The sequence below is a fragment of the Calidithermus chliarophilus DSM 9957 genome (assembly GCF_000430045.1).
GTDB classification, from domain to species: Bacteria; Deinococcota; Deinococci; order Deinococcales; family Thermaceae; genus Calidithermus; species Calidithermus chliarophilus.
On the sequence record NZ_KE387023.1, the window covers coordinates 2,967,341 to 2,993,264 of the forward strand.

The following is a 25,924-nucleotide window of genomic DNA, read 5'->3' on the forward strand; positions in this document are numbered from 1 at the left end:
GTCCCGGGGCTGGCCGGGCTCCCCGGGGTGCGGGCGGCGGTGCAGGCCGGGCGGCGCGTGGCGCTGGCCAATAAGGAGAGCATGGTGGCGGCCGGGCCGCTGCTGTGGGCCGAGGCCGAGAGGAGCAGGGCGCAAATCCTGCCCGTGGACTCCGAGCACTCCGCCCTCTTCCAGAGCCTGGCCGGCGAACCCCTTTCCGGCGTGGCCGAGCTCATCCTCACCGCCTCCGGCGGCCCCTTCCTGCACGAACCCGCCGACCTGCGCCACGTCACCCCCGAGATGGCCCTGCGCCACCCCCGCTGGAAGATGGGGCCCAAAGTGACCATCGACTCCTCGACGCTGTTCAACAAGGGCCTCGAGGTGCTCGAGGCCGTGCAGCTCTTCCGCTTGCCGCTGGAGAAGGTGAAGGTGCTGATCCACCCGCAGTCCTACGTGCACTCGCTGGTGCGCTTCCAGGACGGCAACCTCAAGGCTCAGCTCGGCCCCACCGACATGCGGCTGCCCATCCAGTACGCCCTCACCTACCCCGAACGCCCCCCCACCCCCCTGCGCGACCTCCCCATCCCCGAGCGCCTCGAGTTCTACCCCCCCGACACCGGGCGCTTCCCCGCCCTGGCCGCCGCCTACGAGGCCGGGCGCCGGGGCGGGCTGGCCCCGGTGGTGCTCAACGCCGCCGACGAGGTGGCGGTGGAGGCCTTCCTCAAGGGCCAGATCGGCTACTTAGACATCCCGCGGGTGCTCGAGGCGGCGCTCGAGGCGGTCCCCCAGGGCGGGCTGAGCTGGGAGAGCATCGGGCACGCCGACCTCGAGGCGCGCGTCCGCAGCCGCGAGCTGCTGAAGGTAAAGGTCTAGAGAATGGCACTGTTGTGGTTTTTGCTCATCATCGGCGTCAGCATCCTGGTCCACGAGCTGGGCCACTACTGGGCGGCCAAGGCTCAGGGCGTGGGGGTCAAGAACTTCGCGCTGGGCTTCGGCCCCACCCTGCTCAAGTTCGACTGGCGCGGCACGACCTGGCGGCTCAACGCCATCCCCCTGGGGGGCTACGCCGAGATCGACGGCATGATGCCCGGGGATGCCCACGGGTACTCGAGGCTCTCGGTCTGGGGCAAATTCCTCATCCTGGTGGGCGGCGTGGTGATGAACCTGCTGCTGGCCTGGCTGCTGCTGGCGACCCTCGCCAGCGTGCGGGGCCTGCCCGAGGCGGTGCCCGGCCAGGCCCAGGTCGCCGCCGTGGTCGAGGGCAGCCGCGCCGAAGCGATCGGGCTGAGGGCGGGCGACGTGATCGTGGCCCTCAACGGCCAGCCGCTGAAGAGCTGGGAGGAGGTGCGCAACTTCCGGGAGGGCGCGGGCGAGAAGCGCTTCACCGTGCGGCGCGGCGGGGAAACGGTGGAGGTTCGCTTCGACTGGCCGGGCGGCCAAGGCACCCTGGGCATCCGCTACGGGCCCATCATCCGGTACACCAAGCTCCCGTTCTTCCAGGCCTTTTTCCGCTCCATCGCCGACACCGTGACGGCAGCGCCGGCGGCCTTCCGGGCCATCGTCACCGGGCTGGTGGGGACGGTGGCGGGCCAGTCCAACACCGGCCTCTCGGGGCCGGTGGGCATCGTCTCGGTGACCGGGCAGGCCGCCCAGCAGGGGGTCTACACCCTGGCGCTGCTGATGATCCAGATCAACCTCTCGCTGGCGATCTTCAACCTGCTGCCCATCCCCGGCCTCGACGGCGGGCGCATCCTGATCCTGCTCGCCAACGTGATCGCCCGCGGCCGCATCACCCCCGAGCACGAGGCGAGGCTGAGCTACGGCGGCTTCCTGTTCATGCTGCTGCTGCTGGTGCTGGTCACCATCAACGACCTGCGCAACCTCGGGGGCGGGAGCTAGCGGGGAGGGTCCTCATGGCTGCGACCACGGTGCTGATACCGGCCTACAACGAGCAAGACCACGTCGGCGCGGTGATCAAGACGGTGCTCGAGGCCGGCTTCCCGGTCATCGTCGCCGACGACGGCTCGGCCGACGCCACCGCGCAGGTGGCCGAAGCCGCCGGGGCCAAGGTGGTGCGCCTGCCGCAGAACCGGGGCAAGGGCGGGGCGGTGGCCTACGGCCTGCGGCACGTCGAGACCCCGCTGGTGATGCTGCTCGACGCCGACCTCACCGGCCTGACCCCCCCGCACCTCGAGGCCCTGTTGGCCCCGGTGCGCGACGGCGAGGCCGACATGAGCATCGGCATCTTCAAGGGCGGGCGGCTGCAGACCGACCTCGCCCAGCGCATCACCCCCTACCTCTCGGGCCAGCGGGCCTTCCGCACCGAGCTGCTGCGGCAGGTGCAGGGGCTGGAGGGAGCCCGCTACGGCATCGAGATGGTGCTCACCCAGCACGCCGCCGAGCACAAGTGGCGGGTGAAGTACGTGCCGCTGGTGGGGATGGGCCAGGTGATGAAGGAGGAGAAGCGCGGCTTCTGGGGCGGGGTGGCCCACCGCCTGCAGATGTACCGCGAGATCCTGCGCTCCTGGCGCCGCCGCAGGGTCAGCTAGCCTTCTCGGCCTCCTCGAGCAGGCCCCGCTCGAGCTGGCTCAGCACGTACCCGAAGCGGTGCGGCTCGTTGAGGTGCAGGCCGAGCGCCGCCTTGCGGGTCGCGGCGATGGCGGGCTTGGGGTCGCCCTTCCGGGTGATGGCCTCGCGGAGCTGGGCCAGCGCCTTGCGGGCTTCGCGCACCTCGATGCCCGCCCCGTGGATGTGGGTGCCGGGCCCGGCCGGGTGGCGGTGGGAAAGCAGGCGCTCGAGTTCGTCCAGCAGTTCCAGGCTGCTCTGGGCCATAGTCCCCTCCTCGCGGTTCATCTCTAGGGTAGACCGGCTCGAGCACGCTGGCAAGGCGGGGCCAAAGGGGCGAACGGTACTTTTTTCACCACGCGGGGCGGTAACATTGAGGGGATATGAAGCGGCTACCGTGGGTTGCATTGCGTCATGGCGAAGAGGTGACAGCGTGAACGACCGGCTTCTCGAGCGTGCCGTGCAGGGCGAAACCTTGAACGCCCAGGAGATCGAAACGCTATACCACGTCCCCCTGCCCGAGCTGGCGGCGGCGGCCCACGAGGCCCGGCTGCGCCGGGCGCGGCCCGACCTCGTGACTTACCTCATCGACCGCAACATCAACTACACCAACGTCTGCAACGTGGCCTGCAACTTCTGCGCCTTCTACCGCACCGACCGCCAGAAGGACGCCTACGTGCTGAGCTTCGAGGAGATCGGGCACAAGGTCGAGGAGCTCATGAGCATCGGCGGGCGGCGCATCCTGATGCAGGGCGGGGTCAACCCCAAGCTGCCCTACACCTGGTACCTCGACCTCCTGCGCTACCTCAAGAGCCACTACCCCGAGGTCCGCATCGACGCCTTCAGCCCCGAGGAGATCCTGGGGCTCGAGAAGATCACCGGCCGCAAGGCCCCCGAGCTGCTGGCCGAGCTCAAGGAGGCCGGGCTCGACGGGCTGCCCGGGGCCGGCGGCGAGATCCTGGTGGACGAGGTGCGGGCCAAGGCTGCCCCTGCCCGCATCAAGGCCGAGGACTGGTTCCGCATCCAGGACGCGGCCCAGCGCCTGGGGCTCTACACCATCGCCACCATGGTCATCGGCTTCGGCGAGACCTACGCCCAGCGCGCCGAGCACCTGATCAAGATCCGGGCCCAGCAGGAGAAGGCCCAGCGCGAGCACGGCCACGGCTACGCCGCCTTCGCCATGTGGACCCTGCAGACCGAGAACACCCGCCTCAAGGGCAAGGCCCCCGGCGCCAGCGCCCACGAGTACCTGCAGCAACTCGCCGTGGCCCGCCTGGCCCTCAACAACGTCCCTAACCTGCAGGCGAGCTGGCCCAGCATGGGCTTCAAGGTCGCCCAGACCGCGCTCTACTACGGCGCCAACGACTTCGGAAGCACCATGCTCGAGGAGAACGTGGTCAGCGTGGCCGCCGGCCACAACCGCACCCACGCCACCGTGCGCCAGATCGTGCGCCACATCGCCGACGCGGGCTTCACCCCCGCCGAGCGCGACCCCTACTACAACATCCTGCGCTACCCCGACGTGGAGGCCGTGCTGAGCGAGCGCGACCCCGAGCCGCTGCCGATGGCCTGACCCCGCGCCCTCAACCACAGCAAGGAATGGCCGGGAATTCCCGGCCATTCCGCGTTGGATGCAGGCTAGCGGGCTAATTCCGGAACACCACGTCCTCGCGCCGGAAGTTGCGCACCGCCAGCGCCAGCGCCAGCCCGGCGAAGACCAGCGTGGTGGCCCAGGTCAGGCTGATCTGCCAGCCCTGGGCCGAGCCCTTGACGATGCCGTCGAGCAGCAGCATGACGTTGAAGGCGGGCAGGGCGTAGTACCACTGCTGCTGGGTGAGGAAGTCGGAGAACTGCAGGGCGATGAGCGGCAGGATGAAGACGAACTGGAGGGGGGCCATGTAGCTCTGGGCCTCCTTGAAGCTGCGGGCGTACAGGCCCAGCGTGAGCTGCACCGAGACCATCATGGCCGCGAAGAGGACGGCGGTGACGAGGAGCGCGAGGTAGCCGCTGGGCTCGAGCGCGAGCGCCCCGCCGAGCTGGGTGCCCCCGCCCTGCATGGCCTCGAGCTGCCGCGCGAAGAAGCTACGCACCACCGTCCCGCCCAGCACGATGCCCGCCACCGAGGCCAGCGCCGCCGCCAGCGCCACCACCAGCGTCGCGAGGGCCTTGCCGAGCACCACCTGTGAGAGGGGTGCCGGGGTCGCCAGCAGGGCCTCGAGCGTCCCCTTCTCCTTCTCCCCCGCCGTGGTGTCGATGGCCACCACCTGCCCGCCGATGAGGATGAACAGCACCAGGAAGTAGGGGATGAAGAAGGCGAACAGGCCCGCCGAGCGCTCCTGCTTGGGCGAGGCGTCCTGGGTGGTGATCCGGAAGGGCTCGAGCACCGCGGGCGAGATGCCCCGGCTCTGCAGGGTGCGGGCCACCTCCTGGTCCTTCAGCGCCCGCAGGGCCCCTTCGACCTTATCCACCACCACGCTGCTCTGGGTGACGCCCCCCGAGAGCCGGCCGTAGATGACGTAGCGGCCTTCGCCGTAGGCCACCGCCGCCTGGACCACCTTCTCGCGCACCCGGGTCTCGGGGTCGTCCACGGGGACCGGGTCGAGCTTGGCGGCGCGCAGGGCCTGCAGGGCGGCCTCGGGCAGGTTCTGCACCCCCACCGGCTGCACCTGCTCCACGGTCTTGCGCGCGGCGTTGCCCAGCAGCAGGCTGGGGCCGTACATCAGCAGGGGCATGAGCAAAATGGGCAGGATCAGGGTGCTGAAGATCACCCGGCGCTCGCGCAGCACCGAGAGCATCTCCTTGCGGAAAATACGCGTCACGTTGTCCATGGATTGCCTCGATTCTCCGGCGGCTCAGGCCGCGACTTCCTCCAGGCGGCGGATGAAGGCGCGCTCGAGGCTGCCCCCGCCACGGCTCATGGCCTCGCTGGCCGGCCCTTCGTAGACGAGCTTGCCCCCGTAGAGGAAGCCCACCCGGTCGCAGACCTCCTCGGCCTCGCTCATGACGTGGGTGGAGTAGACCAGGCTCTTGCCCAGCGCGCGGTACTGCTTGACGAAGTCGAGCAGCGAGCGGCGGGCGAAGACGTCGAGCCCGGCGGTGGCCTCGTCGAGCAGCAGCACGGGCGGCTGGTGCAGGATGGAGCGGGCGACCACCACCTTCTGCCGCATGCCCGTCGACATCTCGCGCACCAGCTTGTCGAGCACGCCGTCCATCTCGAGCAGGCTCGCCACCCACTCCAGCCGCTCCCGGAACAGGCGGCCCTCCACCCCGTAGAAGCCCGCGAAGAACTCCAGCACCTCCCGGCCCGTCAGGCGCTCGTACACCTGCATCCCGCCGTTGACGATGCCGAGGTTGCGGCGCACCTCGAGCGGCTGCTTGCGGATGTCGTACCCCGCGACCGTGGCGGTGCCGCTGCTGGGGGTGAGCAGGGTGGCCAGCATGCGCAAGGTGGTGGTCTTGCCGGCTCCGTTGGGGCCGAGGAGGCCGTAGACCTCGCCGTGGCCCACCCGGAAGCTGAGGTTCTCCACGGCTTTGAAATCCTTGTAATTCTTGCTCAATCCCGTCGCTTCAACCATGCATTTACTCCTTTGCCTCACCCCTTGGCCTGCTGCTGCCGGAGCTGGTCGCCCTGGCGGCGCAGGTCGTCGAGTTGCTTCCAGTGCTGCTCGAGCGCTGCCCTGCCCGCCTCGGTGAGGCCTATTTGGGTGTTGGGCAGCTTGCCGATGAACTGCTTGGTGATCTGCACGTAACCCGCCTCCTCGAGCCTGGACAGGTGCGAGGAGAGGTTGCCCTTGGTGAGGCCGGTGGCCCGCTGGAGGAACACGAAGTCGGCGCTCTGGCACGCGCCGAGCACGGTCATGATCATCAGGCGGGCCGGCTCGTGCAGCAGGCGGGTGGACTCGGGGTCAAAGCGCAGTTCCATCGTCGTCCTTCACCGGCGGCAGGATGCGGGTGAGCTCGAGGTGGTCGAGCATCCCGCACGCGGCATACCCCAGGCCCAGCACCCCCAGGAACAGGCTCATCATCCAGTCCGGGCTCACGCCCAGCAGGGGCAGCGGGGCGAGCAGGGCCAGGGCCAGCGCGAGCAGCCGCCAGTGACGCCGCCCTCCCCCGGTAGCGCGCTCGTAGAGCCAGGCCGCGCCCGCCCAGACCAGGCCGCTGATGAAGACGGGCAGCTCGAGGCGGGCGTCGAGCGCCAGCAGGAGGGCCAGCAGCGGGATGAAGAGCACCAGCCAGGCGTCCAGGCGCCGGTTGGTCGCCGGGTTGCGCACCACGCCGTAGGCGGAGCGGTAGTATCCCGCCGCGATGACGCAGGAGAACAGCACCGTGGCCACCACCACCCCCAGGAGGATGACCCCCACCCCCAGCCCCTTCCCCTCGAACAGCGGGGAGAGCAGCAACCCCTCGACCATGAGCATGAAGCCCAGCGGAACCAGCCGCAGCCCCTGCCAGTAACTGAAAAAGGCCGTGACCCGCCTGACTTCTTCCAACCGCCGGTCCTGGTTCATCGCTTCACCCTAAACCAGTTTGCGGTACAAACCGGTTTACAGTCAAGCCCTCAATGAAGACCGCCAGGGCCTAGGCCCTGGCGGCGTGTCCCAGTTCCCTCAGCTTCAGGGGCACTGGCCGGTGCGGTAGAGGTCGAAGCCTTCGTAGTTCTCGGCCTGGTAGGGAGCGGCCTGGGTCTTGTTGTCGTAGCCGTTCCAGCCCTTGGTCACGGTGAGGGTCTGCACGGTGCCCACCCAGAAGACCTTGTTGCCGTTGCTCTCGGAGTAGAGCAGGTACTTGTGGCAGGTGTTGCCCAGCACCACGTCGCCCGAGCCGAACTTGCCGTTGGTGTCCTCGTCGGAGTAGGCCACCACCTGGTAGCTGCCCTCCTCGGCGGCCTGCGGCAGCTCGAGGGCGTAGCGCTTGGTCACGTCGGGGTCCTTGATCTCGAGCTGGTTGTTGTAGCTGAACTGCCCTTCCGCGGTCAGGCCCACCAGGGCTAAGCGCATCTTGGACTTGTCCACCGTGGACCAGTCGCCGGAGAAAACCCCGATGACCTGCTGCCCGCCGATACCGGGGAGCAGACCGCACCCCGCGATCAGACCCGCTGCCAGTGTTGCGATCAGGTATTTTTTCATGGTGATCTCCTCTTGTTCGTGCGAACCTAATTTGGTTCTCCTGCACGGTAAAAATTCTCACTGAGCCTGCACTGAATCGTGGCTGTCACCCCGCTGATGAGCGGCTTCAGGAAAGCCCATGCAGCTCACATCCAACCCGTGCCGATCCGGCGAAATACCCGTACTGCCGGGACTTCTTTTCGTTAATCAAGCTAAGAACCCCGTGGAGGACTACCTGGCCGGCCGCCCTTACCCTCGGGGCGTGAGCAGCGCAAGGGAGGGGGCTATGGCCCCCTCCCGGTCCTTCCGCCGGGCCCGCCCCCCGTCAGCCCTCGAGCGGGGGTTCAGGGGAGAGCCCTTCCCGGGCGACCGCCCGGATGAAGGCCAGCACTTCGTCCACGGCGGCCTCGGAAAGGGGCTGGCCGGCTTTCCAGGCCCGGGAGCGCTCGAGCAGAGGCGCCCACCCGGGCCATCGCCCCAGCGCCCAGCGCACCGCCCGGGGCTTGGTGCCCATCTCCCCTGTTTCCAGCGTCAGCAACGCCCGGCACATGGTCTCCACGGCGAAGCGCGCCAGGCCCGCGTGCCCCAGCATCTCCCGCCGCGCCGTGGTGCCGGCCCACTCGAGCCAGTCCGGCAGCACCTGCCGCACCGCCTGGCGCAGCGCCCAGGGCGGGACCGGACCGATCAGGGCCTTCGGATGGGGGCCGTGGAGCGCCACCCCGTGCTCCCGGACGGCCCAGAACTCCAGGAGCCAGTTGGCGCCCAGCGCCTTCCACCCGAGCGCCCTCCCGCAGCCGCGCTCGAGGGCGGGAACCCGCGTCTTGGGCACGAAGTTCGCCAGGAGCTCGAGCGGGACATAGGCCAGCTCGACCTCGGCGGCGTAGGGGTTGTCCAGCGCCTGCACCCGCGAGTGCACGGCCGAAAGCGCCGCGAACTCGGCCCCGGTGACGGGCGTCCGGGTCACGGCGAGCAGGTCCACGTCGCTGCTGGCGGGGTCGAAGTCGCCCAGCGCCAGCGAGCCCCGGAGGTAGAGGCCCTCGAGGCCGGCCCCCAGGGCCTCACGGATGCCGGCAGCGAGCGCCTCGACGACCTCCTGTACGTCTGGGTTCGGGTACATGGCCGGCCCTCCTCGAGGCCTTATACCGGGTTCGAAAAGAGTCATCGAAACCAAAGACCTCCAAAGGCTGTCTTTTTGAACCCTAGAGCACTCCCTTCGGTCGGTTCAACGCTGAACCGACCGAATCGGGTATCACCCGGTGCGCTTGAGCTTGCCCGTGCGCTTGGCCCAGCCCTCGGCCCGGCTGAAGACCCACAGGCCCATCGGGATGAACAGCAGGCCCATCACGAACAGGATGCCCAGCTCGGGCAGCACCGCGCTCAGCGGGGCCCCCACCAAGCGCTCGGGCGTGGAGTCGGGGTTGTTGATGCCCATGAGCTTGCGCGAGGCCTCGAGGGCGTAGGTGGCCGGGCTCAGGTAGGCCAGGGGCTGGATCCAGGCCGGCAGCACCGAGACCGGGTAGTAGATGCCCGAGACCAGCAGCAGCACCCCCTGGAAGATGTTGGTGGCCTGCGCGCCGTTCTCCGGGCTCATCACCGGCAGGATGGCCGCCATCAGGCCCAGGCCCATGAAGGCCAGGCTGCCCACCAGGAGCACCACCAGCACGCCCAGCAGGTTGGCCCCGCTCACCGAGACCTGGATGAACAGCACCAGCCCGACCAGGATCACGGCCGTGCGCACCACGCTGAAGAGCACGGCGAACAGCGACACCCCGCTGAGGTGGATGAGCCTCGAGACCGGGGCCATGAAGGTGTACTCCAGCGTCCCCTCCCAGCGCTCGTAGCTGATGGAGTTGGCGATCTCGTTGTACATCGCCGAGAGGAAGCTCCATAGCAGCACCCCCAGCAGCAGCGTGAGGGTGAGGCGGAAGTCGTCCTGCGACTTGCCGATGAGGGCGATGGTCGCCGAGTTGACGATGGCGTAAAAGACGAACACGAACACCCAACTGATGTACCGCCGCGTCAGGTGCCAGTCACGGAACACGAAGGCCCACATGGGGCGTACGTAGCGTTCGAGCATAAAGCTCCCTCCGGTCGTGCTAGACGCTATACGCAATACGCTAAACGCCTTTTGGCTGTTTGCGTCTTGCGTTTTGCGTCAAGCGTCTTGCTCTTCTTCGATCTCCTCGCCGGTCAGGGCGATGAAGGCTTCCTCGAGGTCCTGCGTCCCCGCCTGCGCCTTGAGCTCCTCGGCCGTCCCCTCGGCCACCAGGTTGCCGTGGGCCAGGAAGCCGACGCGGTGGGAGAGGCGCTCGGCCTCGGCCATGTCGTGGGTGGTGAGGAGGATGGTGGTGCCCTGCTCGCGGCGCAGGTCCTCCAGGAAGGCCTGCACGTCGCGGCGGCTCTTGGGGTCGAGGCCGGTGGTGGGCTCGTCGAGCAGCAGGAGCGGGGGGTTGATGAGCAGCGCGCGGGTGATGGCGATCTTCTGCTGCATCCCCCGGCTCATCTCCTCCAGCGGGTCGTTGAAGCGGCGCGACTCGATGCCCAGGCGCTCGAGGATCGCCATGGCCCGGCGCTCGGCGGCGCGGGCCTCGAGGCCGTAAAGCTGCGCGGCGTAGAGCAGGTTCTCCCGGGCCGAGAGCTTCTTGTAGAAGGCCGCGTCCACGCTCACCCGCCCGATCAGGCGGCGCAGGGGGCGCTCCTCCTGCGGCAGGCGGTAGCCCAGCATCCGCACCTCGCCCCCGTCGTGCGTGAGCAGGGTCGAGAGGATGCGGATCAGCGTGGACTTCCCCGAACCGTTGGGGCCGAGCAGGCCGTAGGTCTCGCCCTCGTGCACCACGAAGGACACGCCCTTGAGCGCCCACTCCTCCTTGAGCGGCCCCCGCAGCAGGCTTTCCCGCTTACGGAAGACTTTCCTGAGGCCCCGAACTTCGATAGCCAGCTTGGTGGCGACCGGTTTTTCCAGTACTTGCATGGCACACTCCAAACGAAGCGGCGGCCCGAAGGCCGCCTGGCTCAGCAGACGTCGCCGTCTGCGAATGCGCGGGTTTCGGGTATAGGAAGGGACTTCAGGCCCAGGGCCTGGCCATGCGAATGAAGTTGTTCATCGAATCACCCAAAGCGCAGTGTACCCTCACCCCTCGCTCATTTTCAAGGGGGGCCTAAAGTCCGGGGCAGGGTTATGAGAGCAACAGAAGCCCTCAGACGATGTGGCGCTCGAGCACCTCCACCGCGCTCGAGAAGCGCTCGTAGCGCAGGGGGTCGATGTCGAGGGAGTGAGCCCGCCCGTCCGCGATCTCCTCGGCCATCAGGCGGCCCACCGCGGCCGCTTGCTGCACTCCGTGGCCCGAGAAGCCGCAGGCGTTGGCCCAGCCCTCCACGCCGGGCATCCAGCCCAGGATGGGGTTGTGGTCGGGGGTGACCTCGTAGTAGCCCCACCAGCTCGCCCGCCGGTCGAGGGCCAGGCGCTCGAGCCAGGGGAAGCGCAGCAGGCCGGCCTCGAGGGTGGGCTCGAGCCAGCCCCAGTCCATGCCCTCGGCGAAGCCGAGGTCGGCGAGGTTGCTCTTGCCGAAGATCAGGCGCTCGCCCTCGGGGCGGAAGTAGAAGCCGGTGGACAGGTCGATGGTGAGGGGGCCTGCGGGGGGCTCGGGCAGCGGCGCGGTGCAGAAGACCATGCGGCGGGCGGGCTGCACGGGGATTTCCAGACCCGCCCGCCGCCCCACCTCGCCGGCCCAGGCCCCGGCGGCGTTCAAGAGCACGGGGGCCTCGAACGTCCCGGCGGGCGTCTGCACCTGCCAAGCCCCGCCCCGGCGCTCGGCCCGCAGCACCTCGGCCTCCAGGTGGAGCAGGGCTCCCAGGCCGCGGGCCCGGCGCAGGTACTCCATGCAGATGCCGTGGGGGTCCACCACCCCGTCGGCCGGGCCGAAGGTGGCCCCGGCGAGGCCGTGGGGCTCGAAGGTGAACCACTCCTGGGCGGCCTCGAGGCCGCGCACCGCGACGGGCACCCCCAGTTCGCGCTGCAGCTCGACCCCGCGCAGGTGGTCGGCCCAGTCCTCCTCGGGCACCAGCAGCAAGTAGCCGATCGGGCGGTAGCCCGCCTCGGGCATCTCCCGGTACTCCTGGATGGACTGCCAGGACAGCCGCACGTTGACCGCCTCGGTGAACTGCACCCGCACGCCCGCCGCGCTCTTGCCGGTCGAACCCGCCGCCGGGGCCGAAGCGGCCTCGAGCAGCCGCACCCGAAGGCCGCGCTCGGCCAGCCGGTAGGCGCAGGCCGCGCCGATAATCCCCGCACCCACCACGATCACATCCGCTGTCGTGCTCATCTCGTAGCGGACATTCTACCGGGGTTAAGTAGGATACACAGCCGCCTCCGGGGAGTCGCTAGCGTGGAAGGCGGAGGTGGAGACATGAAAGCATGGATGCCGGTGCTGGTGCTGGCCATCGTGGGGATCGTGTCGGCCAAGGTGGCCGGGCTGCCCGAGAAGTACCAGGGCTACACGGGCTGGACGCGGGCGAACGTCGCCAAGATCACGGCCGCCGGGGCTCACCCTTCGGCCAAGGACGTGTACGTCAACCTCACCGCCGATAAGCTCGTCGGCACGGACGGCAAGTACAAAGCCCCCTTCGCGGCCGGCACGGTCTTCATCAAGGAGCGCATGGACCCCGACACCCTCAGCGTGACCACCCTGTACGTGATGGAGAAGAAGAGCGCTAGGGAGGGCGACTGGGAGTGGAGCGTCTTCGAGCGTGACGGCAACGGCTTCAAGGGCGGGGTCTTCGCCAACGCCGCCATGTGCACCGGCTGCCACCAGGAGGCCAAGGCCAGCGACCTGGTCTTCACGCAGTTCGGCAAGCGCTGAGCGCCTCTAGCGTGACCCGTGACCGAGTCACCCCGGCTGAAGGGAGAATGAGGGCTCCCGCGGGGCTACTCGGGCTTGCGCGGGCCTCACTCCTGCCACGCGACGGCCTGGAGGTAGCCTTCCAGGCCGTCGCACCGGACCCGGTATGAGCCCCGGGTCCCCTCCAGCAGCCCCCGTTCGCGCAACAGGCCCAGGCTGTGCGTGACGGTCACGCGGGTGGTGCCGCACAGCGCCGCCAGGTCTTCCTGCCGTAGCTCGAGGTCGATCTCCCGCCAGCCCTCCCCTACCTCGCGGCCAAAGCACTGTCCCAGCCACACCAGCGCCCGCCCCAGGCGCAGCAGGACCGGCTCAGCGGCGATCTCGAGCTGGTCCTCGAGGTGGCTCAGGCGCCGGGACAGCACCTCCACCAGCCGCAGCGGCACGTTGGGGAGTTCTCGCGCCACCTGCTCGACGTGCACTCGGCTGACCGGGCAGATCACCACCTCGCCCAGGCAGACCCCGTCCGAACGGAAGCGTGCTTCCGGGTCGAGGAAATTGGTCCCCAGCAAGTCCCCCGGCCCGGCAATGAAGAGGATGCGCTCCTGCCCGGAAGGGCTCAGCCGCGCGAGCTTGACCTGCCCGTGGATCACGATGGTGAGCCCGCTGCAGGGGTCGCCCGCGCGGAAGAGGTAATCGCCCCGCCCGTAGGTGTTGGGAGGGCAGATCTGGCCCAGCCGGGTGCGCTCGTACTCGCTGAGCCCCTCCAGGAAACCGGGCTGCCGTAAATAGTCCATATCCCACTGTACGCTCGAGCCCTCACGAGCGGACACCCGGCACGAAAACCGGGGGTGCCCTCAGGCACCCCCAGCGCAAGAGCTTGCGTCAGAGCTTGATCTCGCCCTGGCCGTTCTCGAAGATGATCTTGAGCGTGGTGCCCGGGGGCAGGGTGGCGTCGGTTTCGAGGCTGAAGGTGCCGGTGATGGTGTTGGGTTCGGGGGCGTTCTTGAGGACCGCGATCACCTTGGCCACGTCGGAGGCGTTGCCGCAAAGGCCCTTGCCGCTGCCGGTGTACTTGCCGGCTGCCAAGGTCATCGTCACCTCGCTGGCGCTGGCCTGGAACGACGCCGGGCCGTTGGTGCCGTCATTGACGGTGAGGTCCAGCTCGATATTGCTCAGCTTGACGCTGCCCGACGGGCCGCTGAACGTGCCCTCGACCGTGAAGTCGTAGCAAACCTTGAACGAGCCCGGGGTGAAGGGGATGGTCACGTCCTTGAGGACGTCGGCAACCGAGGCGTTCACCGCGCCCGACATGGCCGACTGGCTGCTCAGCGCGCCCCCGGCCAGGGAGAGCGTTACCGACTTCCCGTTGAGCTGCAGCGGGTCGCTGACGGGGATCGGAGGAACCAGCCCGCAGCCCGCCAGAATCGCCACCACCGCACCGCCTAGAATCCAATTCCGCTTCATGCATTCCTCCTTAGCCATCTTTTGGCAGTCGTGCTGTAGCCGAGTGTAAAGCTGCCCTCATCCTACGACAGGCCAACCTGACCAATCGGCCTCGAGCTGACCCGCGCGACAACGGCTCGGGTGGGTCACCCATGACGAAATTACCCTATTTTTGAACCACGTCTATGGTGGGTCAGCGGCTATTCCCTCCCGTGGAGCGGGCGACGGGCTCCGGCCGGGCGTTGCGCAGCGCCGCCAGGATGAGGCCGGCGTACTGCTCGCTCAGGGCCTCGAGGCCCAGCGGCCCTCCGGGGTGATACCACTGGTAGACCCAGTTGAGCGCCGAGAGCACGAACAGGCTCGCCAGGCGCGCGTCCTGCTGGGGGAACAAGCCCGCGGCGATCCCCGCGGCGATGGCCTCGCGGAAATGGGCCTCGTAGGCGTCGCGCCGCTCCTTGATGCGCCGCTGGTAGTCATCGGACAAAAAGCGCCACTCGTCGAAGAAGACCTTGGCCCGGGGCAGCTCGCGCACGATGACCTCGAGGTGCCCGCGCACCAGCGCCCGCAGGCGGGCCTCGGGCGACAGGTCGCGCGGCACCGACTCCGCCTGGCGCAAGAAGGCGTCGGCGGCCTTGTTGACGATCTCGAAGAGCAGCTCGTCCTTGGAGGCGATGTGGGCGTAGAGGCTGCCGCCTTGCAGGCCCACCGCCTCGGCGAGGTCGCGCATGGAAGTCGCGTGGAAGCCCCGGGTGCTGAAGAGCTCCCCGGCCCGGTCGAGGATTTCGTTGCGGCGGCTCATAGCGAACTAACAGTTGTTAGTATACCCGTTCCTGAAAGGAGGCTCGCGGGGCAAGGGGCCCGGCAGCCTCCGTCACCCCTCCCCCGCCACGCTTGACGCTACGGCTGGCGGTGCATAAAATGACGGTTGCTGTTTTGCGGCCTCGAGAGGCGCGAAGCGGAGCGCGGTGAGTGTAGCTCAGCCGGTTAGAGCACCGGTCTGTGGAACCGGGGGTCGTGGGTTCAAGTCCCATCACTCACCCCAAATTTCAGGAGGGATGCCACCCCGCGAGGGGTGGTATCCTGTCCTTAGCCCTCATATGCGAGGATGGCGGAATTGGTAGACGCGCTGGACTTAGGATCCAGTACCGCAAGGTGTGCGGGTTCAAGTCCCGCTCCTCGCACCAAAAGGCTTCAGAGCAGCCCTCCTAAACCCCCCGAAAATCCGGCCTCCTCGCGAGCTAGGCAAACGAGCCCGCAACGGGTAAACTGGTGGCTTGGTGACGCCAGATGAGCAAGGTCTGGCTCTGCGCCACTGGCTGGCGCGCACACGAGGTGTTGACGTGGCAGAAATTCTCGAGCGCAATGGCTTCATGGTCAAAATGAAGGTCGAAGTCCCGGTAGGGGACGTGAAAAAGGCTTACGACGCGGTGGTGCGGGAGTACGCCAGCAAGTACCGCTTCCCCGGCTTCCGCCCGGGCAAGGCCCCGGCCAAGGTCGTCGAGGCCCGGCTGGGCCGTGAAGCCCTGCTGGAGGAGGTCAAGGAGCGGCTGCTGGACAGCTCCTACCCCCAGGCCGTGCGCGAGCTCGAGCTGCTGCCCGTAGGGGTCAAGCTGGTCGAGGCCAGGCTCGAGGAGGACGCGCCCTTCGTCTACGTGGCGGAGGTGGAGAACTACCCCGAGGTCAAGCTGCCCGACTGGACCGCCTTCAGCCTCGAGGTCGAGAAGCCCGAGATCACCGACGAGATGGTCTCCACGGCCCTCGAAGAGCTGCGCCAGCGCTACGGCGAGCTGGTCACGGTCGAGCGCCCCATCGAGGCCGGCGACCAGGTCTTCATCGAGACCGAGGATGGCAGCCGCTTCCCGGTGAGCATGGAGAACGCGCTCGAGCACGTGCGCGAGGCCCTGATGGGCCGCTCCGCCGGCGAAGAGGTGATGGTGCCGGTCAAGGACGGCGACGCCGTGGTGCGCGAGATCAAGACCAAGATCACCGAGGTCAAGGCGCTGCAACTGCCCGAGCTCGACGACGAGTTCGCCAAGACCGTGGGCGAGGAGGACCTCGCCACCCTCACCGCCAAGGTGCGCGAGAGCCTTGAGGGGCAGGCCGACCGTGAGGTGCGCAACCGGAAGGCCAACCTGTTCGTGGACAAGCTCGCCGAGGGCATGGAGGTGGAGATTCCCCCCACCATGCAAGCGCGCGAGGAGCAGCACCTCCTGCAGCACCTGGCCGAGGAGCTCAAGGCCCAGAAGATCGAGTTCAACGCCTACATCCAGAACCTCGAGCAAGAGGGCAAGCTCGAGGAGTTCAAGACCAAGCTGCGCGAGGACGCCGCCCGCTCGATCCGCCGCTCGCTGGCCCGCGAGAAGCTCGCCGAGGACCTGGGCACCGTCTTCACCGACGAGGAGTGGGCGAGCTACGTCGTGGACCTGGCCCGCGCCTACCGCACCAACCCCAGCGCCCTGCAGCAGGAGCTCGGCGAGGAGACCCTGGCTCGCCTGCGCATCCAGCGCCTGCACGACAAGGCCGTGATGGAGGCGCTCGAGCGCATCGGGGCCTGAACCTTCCGCGCCGTTCCGGAGGCCGGGGCAGTTCCCGGCCTCCGCCTTTCGTGTTTGCTACAGCGCCTTTGGGCGCTGCCCGGCGGATGGGTTGGCTACAATTTCCCGGCCCGGCAGGCCCCGACACCCGGCCAAAATGGTGCTCCAGCGTCCCCTCAGAGGTCGGGCGCCCATTACAATAGGGCCGGTATGGTAGTCCCTTACGTTATCGAACAGACCGCGCGGGGTGAACGCGTCTACGACATTTACTCCCGTCTTCTCAAGGACCGCATCATCTTCCTGGGCACCGCCATCGACTCCCAGGTCGCCAACATCATCATCGCCCAGATGCTGTTCCTGGACGCGCAGAACCCCAACCAGGAGATCAAGCTCTACATCAACTCTCCGGGCGGCGAGGTGACGGCGGGGCTGGCGCTGTACGACACCATGCAGTTCGTCAAGGCGCCGGTGTCTACCATCTGCTTGGGCATGGCGGCCTCCTTCGGCGCGGTGCTGCTGGCGGCCGGGACCCCGGGGCGGCGCTTCTCCCTCCCCCACGCCAAGGTAATGATCCACCAGCCGTGGGTCTCGGGCGGCATCGGCGGCCAGGCCAGCGACATCGCCATCTACGCCGAGCAGATCCTCAAGAACAAGCAGCTTTTGAACAACATCCTGTCCAAGCACACCCGGCAGCCCATCGAGAAGATCGAGCGCGACACCGACCGCGACTTCTGGATGACCGCGACCGAGGCGCAGCTTTACGGCGTGGTGGATCAGGTGGTAACGAATGAGGCGTAACCGGCCCTCCTGCAGCTTCTGTGGACGCCGCCCCCCCGAGGTGGACAACCTCGTCGAGTCCCCGATGGGCGAGGTCTACATCTGCAACGAGTGCGTGGAGCGTGCCTGGAGCCTGCTCGAGCAGCAGCCCAAGCAGGGCTTCAAGGGCCCCAGCCACCTGCCCAAGCCGCTGGAGATCAAGACCTTCCTCGACCAGTACGTCATCGGGCAGGACAACGCCAAGAAGACCCTGGCCGTAGCGGTCTACAACCACTACAAGCGCCTGCTGCACCCCGAGGCCGAGGTGCAGAAGTCGAACGTGCTGCTCATCGGGCCTACCGGCACCGGCAAGACCCTGCTGGCCGAGACCCTGGCCCGCATGCTCGACGTGCCCTTCGCCATCGCCGACGCCACCACCCTCACCGAGGCGGGCTACGTGGGCGAAGACGTGGAGAACGTGATCCTGCGCCTGCTCCAGGCCGCCGACTTCGACGTGCAGGCCGCCGAGCGGGGCATTGTCTACATCGACGAGGTGGACAAGATCGCCCGCAAGTCGGAGCACCCCAGCCTCACCCGCGACGTCTCGGGCGAGGGGGTCCAGCAGGCGTTGCTCAAGATCGTGGAGGGCACGCTGTGCAACGTGCCGCCGCAGGGCGGGCGCAAGCACCCCCACCAGGAGTTCATCCAGGTCAACACCAAGAACATCCTCTTCATCCTGGGCGGCGCCTTCGACGGCCTGGACCACATCGTCAAGGCCCGCGCCGACCAGCACCCCATCGGCTTCACCAAGGCCGCGCAGAAGGAGGAGAGCCTCGAGGTCATCCCCGAGGACCTCGTGCGCTTCGGACTGATCCCCGAATTCATCGGGCGCGTGCCCGTGCTCGTGCAGCTCGACTCCCTCGACGAAGAGGCGCTGGTGCGCATCCTCACCGAGCCCAGGAACGCCCTGGTGCGGCAGTACCAGGAACTCATGCGCATGGAGGGCATCGAGCTGCGCTTCACCCCCGGCGCCTTGCGCGAGATCGCGCGCCGCGCCCTCAAGCGCGGCACCGGCGCGCGCGGCCTGCGGGCCATCGTGGAGAAAGCCATGATGGACCTGATGTTCGAAGCCCCCAGCGCCACCGTGCGGGAGATCGTCATTGACATCCCCCACCTCGACAAGCCGCTCTCGGCGCTCGAGGAAGCCCGGCTGCGGCAGGCGTCGTGAAGGGTGTCGATGGTCGGTAGCTCATAGCCGATAGCCAGGGGCGCACCGCGGTGCGCCCCTACAGAGTTAATCGTCCACTGCCCCTTCAGAGGGAAAGGAAAGCGAAGAGGGCGAACCTTGAGTTCGCCCTTCTCGAGACTTGCTGGCGAGCGGCCCTACCCCTGGTTACTGGGCGTTGCTGCTGGGGCGGTTACGCTCGGGGATGGTGGGGGTCTTGCCCTCGAGGGCCTCGTCCAACGCCTTCTTCCAGTCCTCGTAGGGCATCGCGCCGTTGACCTGCGTGCCGTTGATGAAGAAGGCGGGGGTGCCGGTGAGCCGCAGCCGGTCGGCCAGCTTGCGGTCGGCCAGGATGCCCTCGCGCTTCTGGCCGCTGTTGAGGCAGTTCTCGAAGCTGGCAGGGGCCAGGCCGGTCTGGCCCGCGAGGTCGACGAGGTAGCGCGTGAGGGAAGGCTCGGGCAGCGCGCCCCACTGCTGCTGGGCGCGGAACAGCGCGTCGTGGTAGGTCACGTACTTGTCGATGGTGGCGTCGGCGGCACAGGCGGCGGCCTCCCCCGCCCGCACCACGGGCGGCTGGGGGTTGGTGGGGGCGCCGAAGGGGAAGTCGCGGAAGACGTAGCGCACCTTGCCGGTGTCGATGTAGTCGCGGCGGATGAGGGGGAATACGTCGAGGGCGTGGTCGCGGCAGTGGGGGCAGAGGTAGTTGGAGAAGTCGACCACCGTGACCTTCGCGTCGGCGGAGCCCAGGACGAAGCGGGCCCCCTCGACCAGTTCGGCCGGGTTGGCGGTGGCGGCCGCGGAGCCTCCGCTCGAGCGCGACCGCAGCACCCCGAACAGCCCGACCGCCAACAATACCGCTACTGCGGCAATAACGACGAAAAGCGTCCTTTGCATAGCCACCAGTCTACTCACTACCGGGTGAGACTTGTCCCGCTCACTGGGGCCGGTAGGGTGCTTGCCGGGCCTCGCCCTCGTCGGTGAAGTACATCGGCAGGGCGTCGGTCGAGACCATGCGCTCGGCCTGGATGGCTTCCTGGAGGTCCTTGGGCAGCACGAACATGGCCTCGATGAAGGGGGCGGTGAGGTGGCGCAGGTTGAGCCTGCGCTCGAGGATGCGCGTCTCGAGGATGCCCTCGGAGAAGGCCACGGGGTCCACCCCGTCCGAGGCGAGGATGAAGCCGAAGTTGAGGAAGAACTCGGGGATGTAGTTGCGGTAGCTGCGGGTGTAGCGGAACACCTCGCGCACGGTGCGGTGGATGACGGGGTGCACCTTGTGGTGCGTGAGCAGGATCATGCCCGCCTGCATCGCCATCACCCCGCCCGGGTTGAGCCGCCGCTTGAGGAGCTCGTAGAACTCCACGGTGAAGAGCATGCGGGCGGGGTTATCCTCGCCCACCGGGTCGTTGAGGTCGACGATGATCACGTCGTAGGTGTCGGGGTGGGACTCGAGCCAGCCCCGCGCGTCCTCGGTGATCACCTGGGCCCGGGGGTCGTCGAAGGCCCCCTGGTGCCACTCGGGGAGGAGTTCCCTGGCCATCTCCACGAGCTGGTCGTCGATGTCGCACATCACGGCGCGCTTCACCGTGGGGTGGCGCAGCACCTCGCGCAGCGTGGCACCCTCTCCCCCGCCCACGATGAACACCGACTCGGGCGCGGGGTGCGAGAGCATGGCGGGGTGGACCAGGGTCTCGTGGTAGATGTACTCGTCGCGCTCGGCGCTCTGCACGTCCTTGTCCAGCACGAGCACTTTGCCGAAGGCCTGGGTCTGGAAGATGAAGTAGTCCTGGAAGCGGGTCCGCCCCGAGGCCAGCACCTTCTCCATGCGCCGGGAGATGGCCTCGTAGGGGGTGACCTGCTCGAGGAAGTACATGCCGTATTCCATGCGATAACCTCCTTGGATAGCCTATCTGGGTCCTACGTCTTGTGCCGTACGTCCTACGCAGAAGACCAAAGACACTGAGCACAACGCCGAGCGGAGGGTGTTCGGTGCCTGGGGCGCTTTCAGGTGTAAGACGTACGACGTACGGCCTTCATTGCGGCTTCATGGCCCGGCGGCGGATGTCGTGGCCTTCGGTGGTGCGCCACAGGCGGAACGCCGACTCCTCGCGGGCGCCGAAGGCCCGGGCCAGGCCGCGCAGCACGCTGTCAGGCTCGACGTCGGGCTGGTAGAAGTAGAGGTCGAGCGCGGCCGAGGCGTCGTCCTCGGGCCAGGTGTGGATCATCACCGCGCCGACCGGGCTGACGACGGCCGCCGAGAGCCCTTGGGGGTAGAACTTGTACACCACGCTCTGCACGCTGGCCACCGGCGCGCCGAGTTTGATGACCGCGTCCTTGAGCGCGGTCTCGACCAGGCGCGGGTTTTCCAGCACGTCGAGGTTGCAGCCGTAGATCTCGGCTACCCAGCGGCCACCGGAAACAGCCATATCTGCCACGAGGCACTATCGTATGCCACCCTACCGTGGGCTTGTCAAATGCGCCCGGGCTCGAGCCAGGCCTCAGGCCCGCCCGGGCGCCGCGGGGTTGCGGAGCAGGTGCAGCAGGACCGCCGTGGCGAGCAGGCTGCTCAGGGCCATCAGCCCGCTCAGCGGGTCGAGCGGGGCGGCTTCGCCCCACAGCACGCCCAGGCTGCTGGGCAGGGGGAGCCCGGTGAGGCGGGTCATGAGGAAGACCATCAGGATCACGAAATTGAGGCCGATCCCGGCCGTGTAGAGGCTGCGCTTGAGCTGCTCGAGCCGCGAGCCGCTAACCCCCGAACTGAGCCGCGAGCCGCTAACCCCCGAACTGAGCCGCGAACCGCTACCCCCCAGACTGAGCCGCGAGCCGCTACCCCCCATGTCGAGCGGCGAACCCCTGCCCGCGGTCTGGGGCGAGGCGGGCTCCAGGCGGGCGTACTCGATCGCCCCCTCCTCGTCCGGCAGGTTGAGGAGGACGAGCATCAAGAAGGCGTAGGCCACCTGCAGCGCCAGCCCGCCGATGAGCAGTTGGGAGTACCAGACCTGCGCCGAGAACACGTCGAGGTATCCGCCGCTCAGGGCCCCGCACCACCCGCCGCCCAGCGGCGTGCGCACCCAGCCCAGCAGTTGCAGGGCGAAGGGCAGCAGCGAGAGCCCCACCACCGCGTACTGGGCTACCGATCGCCTCTCCATGGCCCCGATTGTGGCGTCTGGGCGGCCGTCTGACCAGGGACGTTCTTCCTCACGGCACCTCCACCCGCGCCCGCACCACCGCGTCCCCTACCGGGGCGTCGGCCAGGGCGAGGATCTGGCCCGGCCCGTAGACCCCGCTGCGGCCCTCGAAGTGCAGGTTGTAGAGGTCGCCGTTGAGCATGGGGTTGAGCCCGTAGCGCAGGTTTTCGCGGCCCTCGAGCTTCCTCGCCAGCCCCTCCTGCAGCCAGACCTGCCCCTCGACCTGGTCCGGGTCGGCGCTCCAGGGGCCCTCCCAGCGGGCGGCGTTGGCCGAGGGCTGCACCACCAGCCAGGCCCCCGCCGCGTCGCACTGCTCGACGAGGTGCTCGTGGAAGGCATCGAGGCAGATGAGGTTGGCGACGCGGCCCAGCCCGGTCTGGACGACCTGGGCGCCCCAGCCGCCGCCCTGGAGAAAGCTCTGCCGCTCGTCCTTGGTCAGGTTGACCTTGGGCACACGGGAGAGCACCCGGCCCTGGGGGTTGAGCACCAGGCTGAGGTTGTACACGCCCCGGCCGTTGCGGTGGTAGCCCTGCGCCGGCTCCCAGTCCACCAGGGGGCTGAACAGCGACCCCGCGACCACGTAGGCCCCGCTCTGCTTCGCGGCTTGGGCGAAGGTCTCCTCCCACAGCGGCCACACCTCGAGCGCCCGCAGGTGGAAGAGCACCGAGGGCGAGGGCGGCCCCGACCCCAGCGCCTCCCGCCAGCGCAGGCGCAGCAGCCGCAAGCCCGCGGCCAGGGCCGTGGGGGCTCGCACCACCTCCTCGGGGGTCTCGAGCCAGAACACCAGCGGCAGGGCGAAGGCCTCGGGGAAGGCCAGCACCCGGGCCTCCCCCTCCGGCAGCCCCTCGACCGCCCGGGAGCACAGCCCCAGCACCCGCGCCCGGAACGCCCCGGCGTCGCGGTAGTGCTCGAGGCGCAGCTCGGTCTGGAGGGCGACGAGGTGGACGGGCTTCACAGCGTGGAGGGGTCCTTGGGGGTGGTGTCCACGGGGAGGCCCTGCTGGTTCCAGGCCAGGATGCCCCCGCCGAGGTTGACCACCTCGCGGTAGCCCTGGGCCAGCAGGAAGGCGGTGGTCTGGGCACTGCGCCGCCCGCTGCGGCACTGCATCACCACGGGCACGTCCTGCGGGATCTCGGTGAAGCGGGTCATGAACTCCGACAGCGGGATCAGCCTGGCGCCGGGGATGCGGGCCTCGGCGAACTCGTTGCGCTCGCGCACGTCGATGAGCAGCGCGCCCCGCGCGATCATCTCCTGGGCCTCCTGGGGGCCGACTTCGGGCACCTGAACCTCGTTCATGGCCCGAGTATAGGGGCAAAAGCCCCCGCCCGGCCGTGAAGGGGTTTCCAGTCCGGGGCCTGGGATGTCACCCGGGATACTTCCGCCCCCGACCTTTGGCCTTAGATTGGGACCGATGAGCACGACCCGCAACTGGATCCAGTGGACCGCCGGGGCCGTCCTGCTGCTGGCGCTGGGGCTCGGCCTCTTCCTGCGCAGGCCCGAGGCCGAGGCCGGCGTGCGCCTGGAGGGCCAGGTTCAGACCGCCGCCGGCGAAGCCTTCGACCTGGCGAGCCTGCGGGGCCAGCCCGTGGTGGTCAACGCCTGGGCCACCTGGTGCGGCCCCTGCCGCCGCGAGCTGCCCATGATGCTCGAGCAGGCCCGGGCGCACAAGCACGTCCGGTTCGTCTTCCTCAACCAGGGCGAGGGGCCCGAGGCGGTGCGGGCGTACCTCGAGGAGGCCAAGCTCGACATGCCCGACCCCCTCTTCGACCCCAGCACCGAGCTCGTCCAGCGCTGGGGCGCGCAAGGGCTGCCCACCACCTACTTCTTCGACGCCGAAGGAAAGCTGGTAGCGCAGCACCCCGGCGAGCTGAAGGAGGAGCAGTTGCTGGGCTACTTATCCCAGCTATGAACCTGGTTCAAGATCTGATTAAGAAATGCACAATCTGGAACGGGCTTTATCTCGTACGCTATGGGTAGGGAGGCCTGATACGCGATGCTAGCGCTATTGTCGGATTTCGGGACGCAGATTCTGATCGGTCTGATGCTGCTGGTGTTCATGGCGGTGCCCTTCGTACTCCGCTCCCGCCGCGGCGAGGACGACGCGGGTCAGGCCAGCAACGATTTACCTCGCGAATTGCTCTGACAGTCCCGCCTGACACAAGCCCCCGCAGCCTAGAGTTGCGGGGGTTTTTCTATGGGGGTTTCAGCGCACTCTGGCGCCAGGGGGCAGGTCTTTCTCGGGGGTCACCACCACCACCCGGCCCTCGGCGTCCTCCCCGGCCAGGATCATGCCCTGCGACTCCACGCCGCGCAGCTTGGCCGGTTTGAGGTTGGCGACCAGGATCAGCTTCTTCCCCACCAGTTCCTCGGGCGTGTACCACTGCGCGATGCCCGAGACCACCTGCCGGGTGTGGTCGCCCACGTTGAGCTGCAGGACGAGCAGCTTGTCGGCCTGGGGGTGCTTCTCGCAGGCCGTGACCTCGGCCACGCGGAACTCGACGCGGGCGAAGTCGTCGATGGTGATGGGGCCGTTGGCCGGGGCGGGCTCCGCCTTGGGCACGGGCTGTTTGGCCTTTTCGGGCTTGGCCTCCCGCTTCCCGCCCGCCGCCTCCGGCTTGGCCCCCTCCTGCCCCTTACCCTCGCGCTCGAGCGCCTCGAGCTTGGGGAAGAGGATGGGCGCCTCCTCGGGGATGCGGGTGCCCGCCGGGGCCAGGCCCCAGCGCTCGGTGTCGGCCACGCCGTAGTCGCCCAGGCCCAGCGCCTGCCGCAGCTCGCGGGCCTTGTTGGGGATGGCGGCCTCGAGCAGCACCGAGGCGATGCGCAACCCCTCGACGACCGTGTAGAGCACGTCGCCCAGCGCCTTGCGGTTGGCCTCGTCGCGGGCGAGCTCCCAGGGCTTGGAGTCGTTGACGTACTTGTTGAGGCTGCGCACGTACTGAAGCACCTCCTCCAGCGCGTGGTTGAAGCGCAGCTCGCGCACCAGCGGGCGCACCCGCGCGGCCAGGCTCACGCCCTCGCGGGCGATCTCGCCGTCGGCGGGGGAGGGCTCGGGCAGCACGCCGCCGCAGTACTTCAGCAGCATGGTGCGGACCCTCGAGAGCAGGTTGCCCAGGTCGTTGGCGAGGTCGGAGTTGAGGCGCGAGACAATCACCGGCTCGCCGAAGGGGCTGTCGGCAGCGAGGGTGGTGTCGCGCAGCAAGGTGTAGTGCAGCGCGTCGAGGCCGTACTTCTCCAGCACCTCGGTGGGGTCGATGGCGTTGCCCAGGCTCTTGCCCATCTTGCGCCCGTCGAGGGCCAGGATGTGCCCGTGCACCACCAGCTTCTCGTACAGCGGCAGCCCGGCGGCCTTGAGCATGGTGGGCCAGAACACCGCGTGGGGCTTGAGAATGTCCTTGCCGATGACGTGCCAGGCGTGCGGCCAGTGGCTCTCGAAGTTGCCCTTATCCACCAGCGCCGATACGTAGTTGAGCAGCGCGTCGAACCACACGTAGGTCACGTGGCCCTCGTCCCAGGGGATGGGGATGCCCCAGGGCACGCGGTCCTTGGGCCTCGAGATCGAGAGGTCGCCGATGGGCTCCTTGAGCATCTCGAGCACCTCGTTGCGGTAGCCGGCGGGCTGGATGAACTCGGGGTTGTTCTGCAGGAACTCGAGCAGCCAGGGCCGGTACTTCTCCATGCGGAAGAAGTAGTTGGCCTCGCGGCGCAGCACCGGCGGCTCGGAGTCGCCGGGGAACACCCCGTCGACGAGCTCCTTCTCGGTCACGAAGCGCTCGGAGCCCACGGAGTAGAGCCCCTCGTACTCGGCGTAGTAGATGTCGCCCGCGTCGTAGACCCTCTGCAAGACCTGCTGCACGTAGCGCTTGTGGCGCTCCTGGGTGGTGCGGATGAAGTCGTCGTAGCTGATGCCCAGCCGGTCGTAGAGCGCGCGGAAGGCCCCCTCGGAGAGCTCGTCGACGAAGTCCTTGGGGCTCTTGCCGGCCTTGGCGGCGGCCTTGGCGATCTTCTCGCCGTGCTCGTCGGTGCCGGTGAGGAAGTAGGTGTCGTAGCCGTCGAGCCGGTGCCAGCGGGCTAGGAAGTCGGCCAGGATCTTCTCGTAGACGTGGCCGATGTGGGGGGCCGCGTTGGCGTAGTCGATCGCGGTCGTGACGTAAAAAACCTTGCTCATCTTCGGTCTCCTCGGGAGGGGTGCGGGCTCGGGGGAAGGGCGGTGCCCGCGCAAATAAAACCGGGGCGCATCATACACGCGCCCCGCCAGCAGCCTCAAACCAAAGCTACCGTCGGGGCACCTCCATCA

Annotated in this window: 29 protein-coding genes and 2 tRNA genes; 11 read left to right on the forward strand and 20 right to left on the reverse strand. The window is 68.4% G+C overall.

The genetic code is table 11. From position 1 onward, the window contains the following. From MEICH_RS0114290 to MEICH_RS0114300, 3 genes are all read left to right on the forward strand, one after another. Positions 1-852 (forward strand): 1-deoxy-D-xylulose-5-phosphate reductoisomerase (locus tag MEICH_RS0114290; protein ID WP_027893211.1); only part of this gene is annotated, 852 nt, incomplete at its 5' end. A 3-nt stretch (positions 853-855) separates the two neighbouring features. Further along, on the forward strand, positions 856-1,878 hold the full coding sequence (locus MEICH_RS0114295) for a M50 family metallopeptidase (RefSeq protein ID WP_027893212.1): 1,023 nt from the start codon (positions 856-858) through the stop codon (positions 1,876-1,878). A 14-nt stretch (positions 1,879-1,892) separates the two neighbouring features. Beyond that, positions 1,893-2,528 (forward strand): glycosyltransferase family 2 protein, encoded by a 636-nt coding sequence (locus tag MEICH_RS0114300; RefSeq protein WP_027893213.1) that lies wholly within the window; start codon positions 1,893-1,895, stop codon positions 2,526-2,528. On the opposite strand, the gene MEICH_RS0114305 is transcribed toward MEICH_RS0114300, so the two are convergent. Continuing rightward, positions 2,521-2,811: a hypothetical protein gene (locus MEICH_RS0114305; RefSeq protein ID WP_157202792.1), complete on the reverse strand. Its 291-nt coding sequence runs from the start codon at positions 2,809-2,811 to the stop codon at positions 2,521-2,523. The genes MEICH_RS0114300 and MEICH_RS0114305 overlap by 8 nt on opposite strands. A gap of 166 nt (positions 2,812-2,977) precedes the next feature. On the opposite strand from MEICH_RS0114305, the gene mqnC reads away from it, so the two are divergent. Further along, positions 2,978-4,117, forward strand: coding sequence for a cyclic dehypoxanthinyl futalosine synthase (mqnC, locus tag MEICH_RS0114310; RefSeq protein WP_027893215.1), 1,140 nt, complete (start codon positions 2,978-2,980; stop codon positions 4,115-4,117). A gap of 73 nt (positions 4,118-4,190) precedes the next feature. On the opposite strand, the gene MEICH_RS0114315 is transcribed toward mqnC, so the two are convergent. From MEICH_RS0114315 to MEICH_RS0114355, 9 genes are all read right to left on the reverse strand, one after another. Beyond that, complete coding sequence (locus tag MEICH_RS0114315) at positions 4,191-5,372, reverse strand: ABC transporter permease (protein WP_027893216.1); 1,182 nt, start codon at positions 5,370-5,372, stop codon at positions 4,191-4,193. A gap of 24 nt (positions 5,373-5,396) precedes the next feature. Continuing rightward, positions 5,397-6,119 (reverse strand): ATP-binding cassette domain-containing protein, encoded by a 723-nt coding sequence (locus MEICH_RS0114320; protein WP_027893217.1) that lies wholly within the window; start codon positions 6,117-6,119, stop codon positions 5,397-5,399. 17 nt (positions 6,120-6,136) lie between these two features. Next, positions 6,137-6,466, reverse strand: a complete 330-nt coding sequence (locus tag MEICH_RS0114325; protein ID WP_027893218.1) for a transcriptional regulator — start codon at positions 6,464-6,466, stop codon at positions 6,137-6,139. Continuing rightward, positions 6,450-7,052, reverse strand: coding sequence for a hypothetical protein (locus MEICH_RS0114330; RefSeq protein WP_027893219.1), 603 nt, complete (start codon positions 7,050-7,052; stop codon positions 6,450-6,452). The genes MEICH_RS0114325 and MEICH_RS0114330 overlap by 17 nt, the downstream gene beginning before the upstream one ends. Before the next feature lie 105 nt (positions 7,053-7,157). Continuing rightward, the gene (locus MEICH_RS0114335; protein WP_027893220.1) at positions 7,158-7,670 is read right to left on the reverse strand and encodes a hypothetical protein; all 513 of its coding nucleotides are present in this window, start codon (positions 7,668-7,670) and stop codon (positions 7,158-7,160) included. Positions 7,671-7,974: 304 nt separating this feature from the next. Next, positions 7,975-8,766 (reverse strand): nucleotidyltransferase domain-containing protein, encoded by a 792-nt coding sequence (locus MEICH_RS27250; protein ID WP_027893221.1) that lies wholly within the window; start codon positions 8,764-8,766, stop codon positions 7,975-7,977. A gap of 132 nt (positions 8,767-8,898) precedes the next feature. Beyond that, entirely contained in the window at positions 8,899-9,726 is an 828-nt protein-coding gene (locus MEICH_RS0114345; RefSeq protein WP_027893222.1) for an ABC transporter permease, read from the reverse strand. Positions 9,727-9,804: 78 nt separating this feature from the next. Beyond that, positions 9,805-10,620, reverse strand: a complete 816-nt coding sequence (locus MEICH_RS0114350) for an ABC transporter ATP-binding protein (RefSeq protein ID WP_027893223.1) — start codon at positions 10,618-10,620, stop codon at positions 9,805-9,807. Positions 10,621-10,846: 226 nt separating this feature from the next. Next, positions 10,847-11,971: an NAD(P)/FAD-dependent oxidoreductase gene (locus MEICH_RS0114355; RefSeq protein WP_027893224.1), complete on the reverse strand. Its 1,125-nt coding sequence runs from the start codon at positions 11,969-11,971 to the stop codon at positions 10,847-10,849. Positions 11,972-12,055: 84 nt separating this feature from the next. Between MEICH_RS0114355 and MEICH_RS0114360 the strand changes: the two genes are divergently transcribed. Continuing rightward, a complete protein-coding gene (locus MEICH_RS0114360) occupies positions 12,056-12,508 on the forward strand; it encodes a cytochrome P460 family protein (protein WP_084542311.1) in 453 nt (150 codons plus the stop codon). Between the two features lie 86 nt (positions 12,509-12,594). Here the strand turns inward: MEICH_RS0114360 and MEICH_RS0114365 are convergent, their stop codons facing one another. The 3 genes from MEICH_RS0114365 to MEICH_RS0114375 all read right to left on the reverse strand — a co-directional run bounded on the left by MEICH_RS0114365 (position 12,595) and on the right by MEICH_RS0114375 (position 14,729). Continuing rightward, positions 12,595-13,281 (reverse strand): Crp/Fnr family transcriptional regulator, encoded by a 687-nt coding sequence (locus MEICH_RS0114365; RefSeq protein WP_027893226.1) that lies wholly within the window; start codon positions 13,279-13,281, stop codon positions 12,595-12,597. Between the two features lie 88 nt (positions 13,282-13,369). Next, positions 13,370-13,951: a hypothetical protein gene (locus MEICH_RS0114370; RefSeq protein WP_157202794.1), complete on the reverse strand. Its 582-nt coding sequence runs from the start codon at positions 13,949-13,951 to the stop codon at positions 13,370-13,372. A 172-nt stretch (positions 13,952-14,123) separates the two neighbouring features. Next, positions 14,124-14,729 (reverse strand): TetR/AcrR family transcriptional regulator, encoded by a 606-nt coding sequence (locus tag MEICH_RS0114375; RefSeq protein WP_027893228.1) that lies wholly within the window; start codon positions 14,727-14,729, stop codon positions 14,124-14,126. A gap of 166 nt (positions 14,730-14,895) precedes the next feature. On the opposite strand from MEICH_RS0114375, the gene MEICH_RS0114380 reads away from it, so the two are divergent. The 5 genes from MEICH_RS0114380 to clpX all read left to right on the forward strand — a co-directional run bounded on the left by MEICH_RS0114380 (position 14,896) and on the right by clpX (position 18,448). Continuing rightward, a tRNA-His gene (locus MEICH_RS0114380) sits at positions 14,896-14,972 on the forward strand. A gap of 57 nt (positions 14,973-15,029) precedes the next feature. Then, positions 15,030-15,114, forward strand: a tRNA-Leu gene (locus MEICH_RS0114385). A gap of 156 nt (positions 15,115-15,270) precedes the next feature. Next, positions 15,271-16,485, forward strand: a complete 1,215-nt coding sequence (gene tig, locus MEICH_RS0114390) for a trigger factor (protein ID WP_027893229.1) — start codon at positions 15,271-15,273, stop codon at positions 16,483-16,485. A 189-nt stretch (positions 16,486-16,674) separates the two neighbouring features. Beyond that, a complete protein-coding gene (locus MEICH_RS0114395) occupies positions 16,675-17,262 on the forward strand; it encodes an ATP-dependent Clp protease proteolytic subunit (protein WP_027893230.1) in 588 nt (195 codons plus the stop codon). After that, entirely contained in the window at positions 17,252-18,448 is a 1,197-nt protein-coding gene (gene clpX / locus MEICH_RS0114400; protein WP_027893231.1) for an ATP-dependent Clp protease ATP-binding subunit ClpX, read from the forward strand. The genes MEICH_RS0114395 and clpX overlap by 11 nt, the downstream gene beginning before the upstream one ends. Positions 18,449-18,613: 165 nt before the next feature. Here the strand turns inward: clpX and MEICH_RS0114405 are convergent, their stop codons facing one another. From MEICH_RS0114405 to MEICH_RS25160, 6 genes are all read right to left on the reverse strand, one after another. After that, complete coding sequence (locus MEICH_RS0114405) at positions 18,614-19,339, reverse strand: DsbA family protein (RefSeq protein WP_027893232.1); 726 nt, start codon at positions 19,337-19,339, stop codon at positions 18,614-18,616. Between the two features lie 40 nt (positions 19,340-19,379). Next, the gene (locus MEICH_RS0114410; RefSeq protein WP_027893233.1) at positions 19,380-20,327 is read right to left on the reverse strand and encodes a fused MFS/spermidine synthase; all 948 of its coding nucleotides are present in this window, start codon (positions 20,325-20,327) and stop codon (positions 19,380-19,382) included. Positions 20,328-20,475: 148 nt separating this feature from the next. After that, complete coding sequence (gene speD / locus MEICH_RS0114415; RefSeq protein ID WP_027893234.1) at positions 20,476-20,868, reverse strand: S-adenosylmethionine decarboxylase; 393 nt, start codon at positions 20,866-20,868, stop codon at positions 20,476-20,478. 72 nt (positions 20,869-20,940) lie between these two features. Then, a complete protein-coding gene (locus MEICH_RS27255; protein WP_051304172.1) occupies positions 20,941-21,591 on the reverse strand; it encodes a hypothetical protein in 651 nt (216 codons plus the stop codon). Positions 21,592-21,640: 49 nt separating this feature from the next. Continuing rightward, positions 21,641-22,585 (reverse strand): nitrilase-related carbon-nitrogen hydrolase, encoded by a 945-nt coding sequence (locus MEICH_RS0114425; RefSeq protein ID WP_027893235.1) that lies wholly within the window; start codon positions 22,583-22,585, stop codon positions 21,641-21,643. Then, positions 22,582-22,926 carry a rhodanese-like domain-containing protein gene (locus MEICH_RS25160; protein WP_036218576.1) on the reverse strand — a complete coding sequence of 115 codons (345 nt, stop codon included), beginning with the start codon at positions 22,924-22,926 and terminating at the stop codon, positions 22,582-22,584. Before MEICH_RS25160 ends, MEICH_RS0114425 begins: the two co-directional genes overlap by 4 nt. Before the next feature lie 115 nt (positions 22,927-23,041). On the opposite strand from MEICH_RS25160, the gene MEICH_RS25165 reads away from it, so the two are divergent. Beyond that, on the forward strand, positions 23,042-23,539 hold the full coding sequence (locus MEICH_RS25165) for a TlpA family protein disulfide reductase (RefSeq protein WP_051304173.1): 498 nt from the start codon (positions 23,042-23,044) through the stop codon (positions 23,537-23,539). Between the two features lie 294 nt (positions 23,540-23,833). Here the strand turns inward: MEICH_RS25165 and metG are convergent, their stop codons facing one another. Next, on the reverse strand, positions 23,834-25,795 hold the full coding sequence (gene metG, locus MEICH_RS0114445; protein ID WP_027893236.1) for a methionine--tRNA ligase: 1,962 nt from the start codon (positions 25,793-25,795) through the stop codon (positions 23,834-23,836). Between the last annotated feature and the right edge of the window lie 129 nt (positions 25,796-25,924).

What these genes read in the sequence shown, in the direction of transcription:
- MEICH_RS0114295 (WP_027893212.1), top strand. Translation starts at nt 856, where the DNA reads ATGGCACTGTTGTGGTTTTTGCTCATCATCGGCGTCAGCATCCTGGTC.
- MEICH_RS0114300 (WP_027893213.1), top strand. Translation starts at nt 1,893, where the DNA reads ATGGCTGCGACCACGGTGCTGATACCGGCCTACAACGAGCAAGACCAC.
- MEICH_RS0114305 (WP_157202792.1), bottom strand. Translation starts at nt 2,811, where the DNA reads ATGGCCCAGAGCAGCCTGGAACTGCTGGACGAACTCGAGCGCCTGCTT.
- MEICH_RS0114315 (WP_027893216.1), bottom strand. Translation starts at nt 5,372, where the DNA reads ATGGACAACGTGACGCGTATTTTCCGCAAGGAGATGCTCTCGGTGCTG.
- MEICH_RS0114320 (WP_027893217.1), bottom strand. Translation starts at nt 6,119, where the DNA reads ATGGTTGAAGCGACGGGATTGAGCAAGAATTACAAGGATTTCAAAGCC.
- MEICH_RS0114325 (WP_027893218.1), bottom strand. Translation starts at nt 6,466, where the DNA reads ATGGAACTGCGCTTTGACCCCGAGTCCACCCGCCTGCTGCACGAGCCG.
- MEICH_RS0114330 (WP_027893219.1), bottom strand. Translation starts at nt 7,052, where the DNA reads ATGAACCAGGACCGGCGGTTGGAAGAAGTCAGGCGGGTCACGGCCTTT.
- MEICH_RS0114335 (WP_027893220.1), bottom strand. Translation starts at nt 7,670, where the DNA reads ATGAAAAAATACCTGATCGCAACACTGGCAGCGGGTCTGATCGCGGGG.
- MEICH_RS27250 (WP_027893221.1), bottom strand. Translation starts at nt 8,766, where the DNA reads ATGTACCCGAACCCAGACGTACAGGAGGTCGTCGAGGCGCTCGCTGCC.
- MEICH_RS0114345 (WP_027893222.1), bottom strand. Translation starts at nt 9,726, where the DNA reads ATGCTCGAACGCTACGTACGCCCCATGTGGGCCTTCGTGTTCCGTGAC.
- MEICH_RS0114350 (WP_027893223.1), bottom strand. Translation starts at nt 10,620, where the DNA reads ATGCAAGTACTGGAAAAACCGGTCGCCACCAAGCTGGCTATCGAAGTT.
- MEICH_RS0114355 (WP_027893224.1), bottom strand. Translation starts at nt 11,971, where the DNA reads ATGAGCACGACAGCGGATGTGATCGTGGTGGGTGCGGGGATTATCGGC.
- MEICH_RS0114360 (WP_084542311.1), top strand. Translation starts at nt 12,056, where the DNA reads ATGAAAGCATGGATGCCGGTGCTGGTGCTGGCCATCGTGGGGATCGTG.
- MEICH_RS0114365 (WP_027893226.1), bottom strand. Translation starts at nt 13,281, where the DNA reads ATGGACTATTTACGGCAGCCCGGTTTCCTGGAGGGGCTCAGCGAGTAC.
- MEICH_RS0114370 (WP_157202794.1), bottom strand. Translation starts at nt 13,951, where the DNA reads ATGAAGCGGAATTGGATTCTAGGCGGTGCGGTGGTGGCGATTCTGGCG.
- MEICH_RS0114375 (WP_027893228.1), bottom strand. Translation starts at nt 14,729, where the DNA reads ATGAGCCGCCGCAACGAAATCCTCGACCGGGCCGGGGAGCTCTTCAGC.
- MEICH_RS0114395 (WP_027893230.1), top strand. Translation starts at nt 16,675, where the DNA reads ATGGTAGTCCCTTACGTTATCGAACAGACCGCGCGGGGTGAACGCGTC.
- clpX (WP_027893231.1), top strand. Translation starts at nt 17,252, where the DNA reads ATGAGGCGTAACCGGCCCTCCTGCAGCTTCTGTGGACGCCGCCCCCCC.
- MEICH_RS0114405 (WP_027893232.1), bottom strand. Translation starts at nt 19,339, where the DNA reads ATGCAAAGGACGCTTTTCGTCGTTATTGCCGCAGTAGCGGTATTGTTG.
- MEICH_RS0114410 (WP_027893233.1), bottom strand. Translation starts at nt 20,327, where the DNA reads ATGGAATACGGCATGTACTTCCTCGAGCAGGTCACCCCCTACGAGGCC.
- speD (WP_027893234.1), bottom strand. Translation starts at nt 20,868, where the DNA reads ATGGCTGTTTCCGGTGGCCGCTGGGTAGCCGAGATCTACGGCTGCAAC.
- MEICH_RS27255 (WP_051304172.1), bottom strand. Translation starts at nt 21,591, where the DNA reads ATGGAGAGGCGATCGGTAGCCCAGTACGCGGTGGTGGGGCTCTCGCTG.
- MEICH_RS25160 (WP_036218576.1), bottom strand. Translation starts at nt 22,926, where the DNA reads ATGAACGAGGTTCAGGTGCCCGAAGTCGGCCCCCAGGAGGCCCAGGAG.
- MEICH_RS25165 (WP_051304173.1), top strand. Translation starts at nt 23,042, where the DNA reads ATGAGCACGACCCGCAACTGGATCCAGTGGACCGCCGGGGCCGTCCTG.
- metG (WP_027893236.1), bottom strand. Translation starts at nt 25,795, where the DNA reads ATGAGCAAGGTTTTTTACGTCACGACCGCGATCGACTACGCCAACGCG.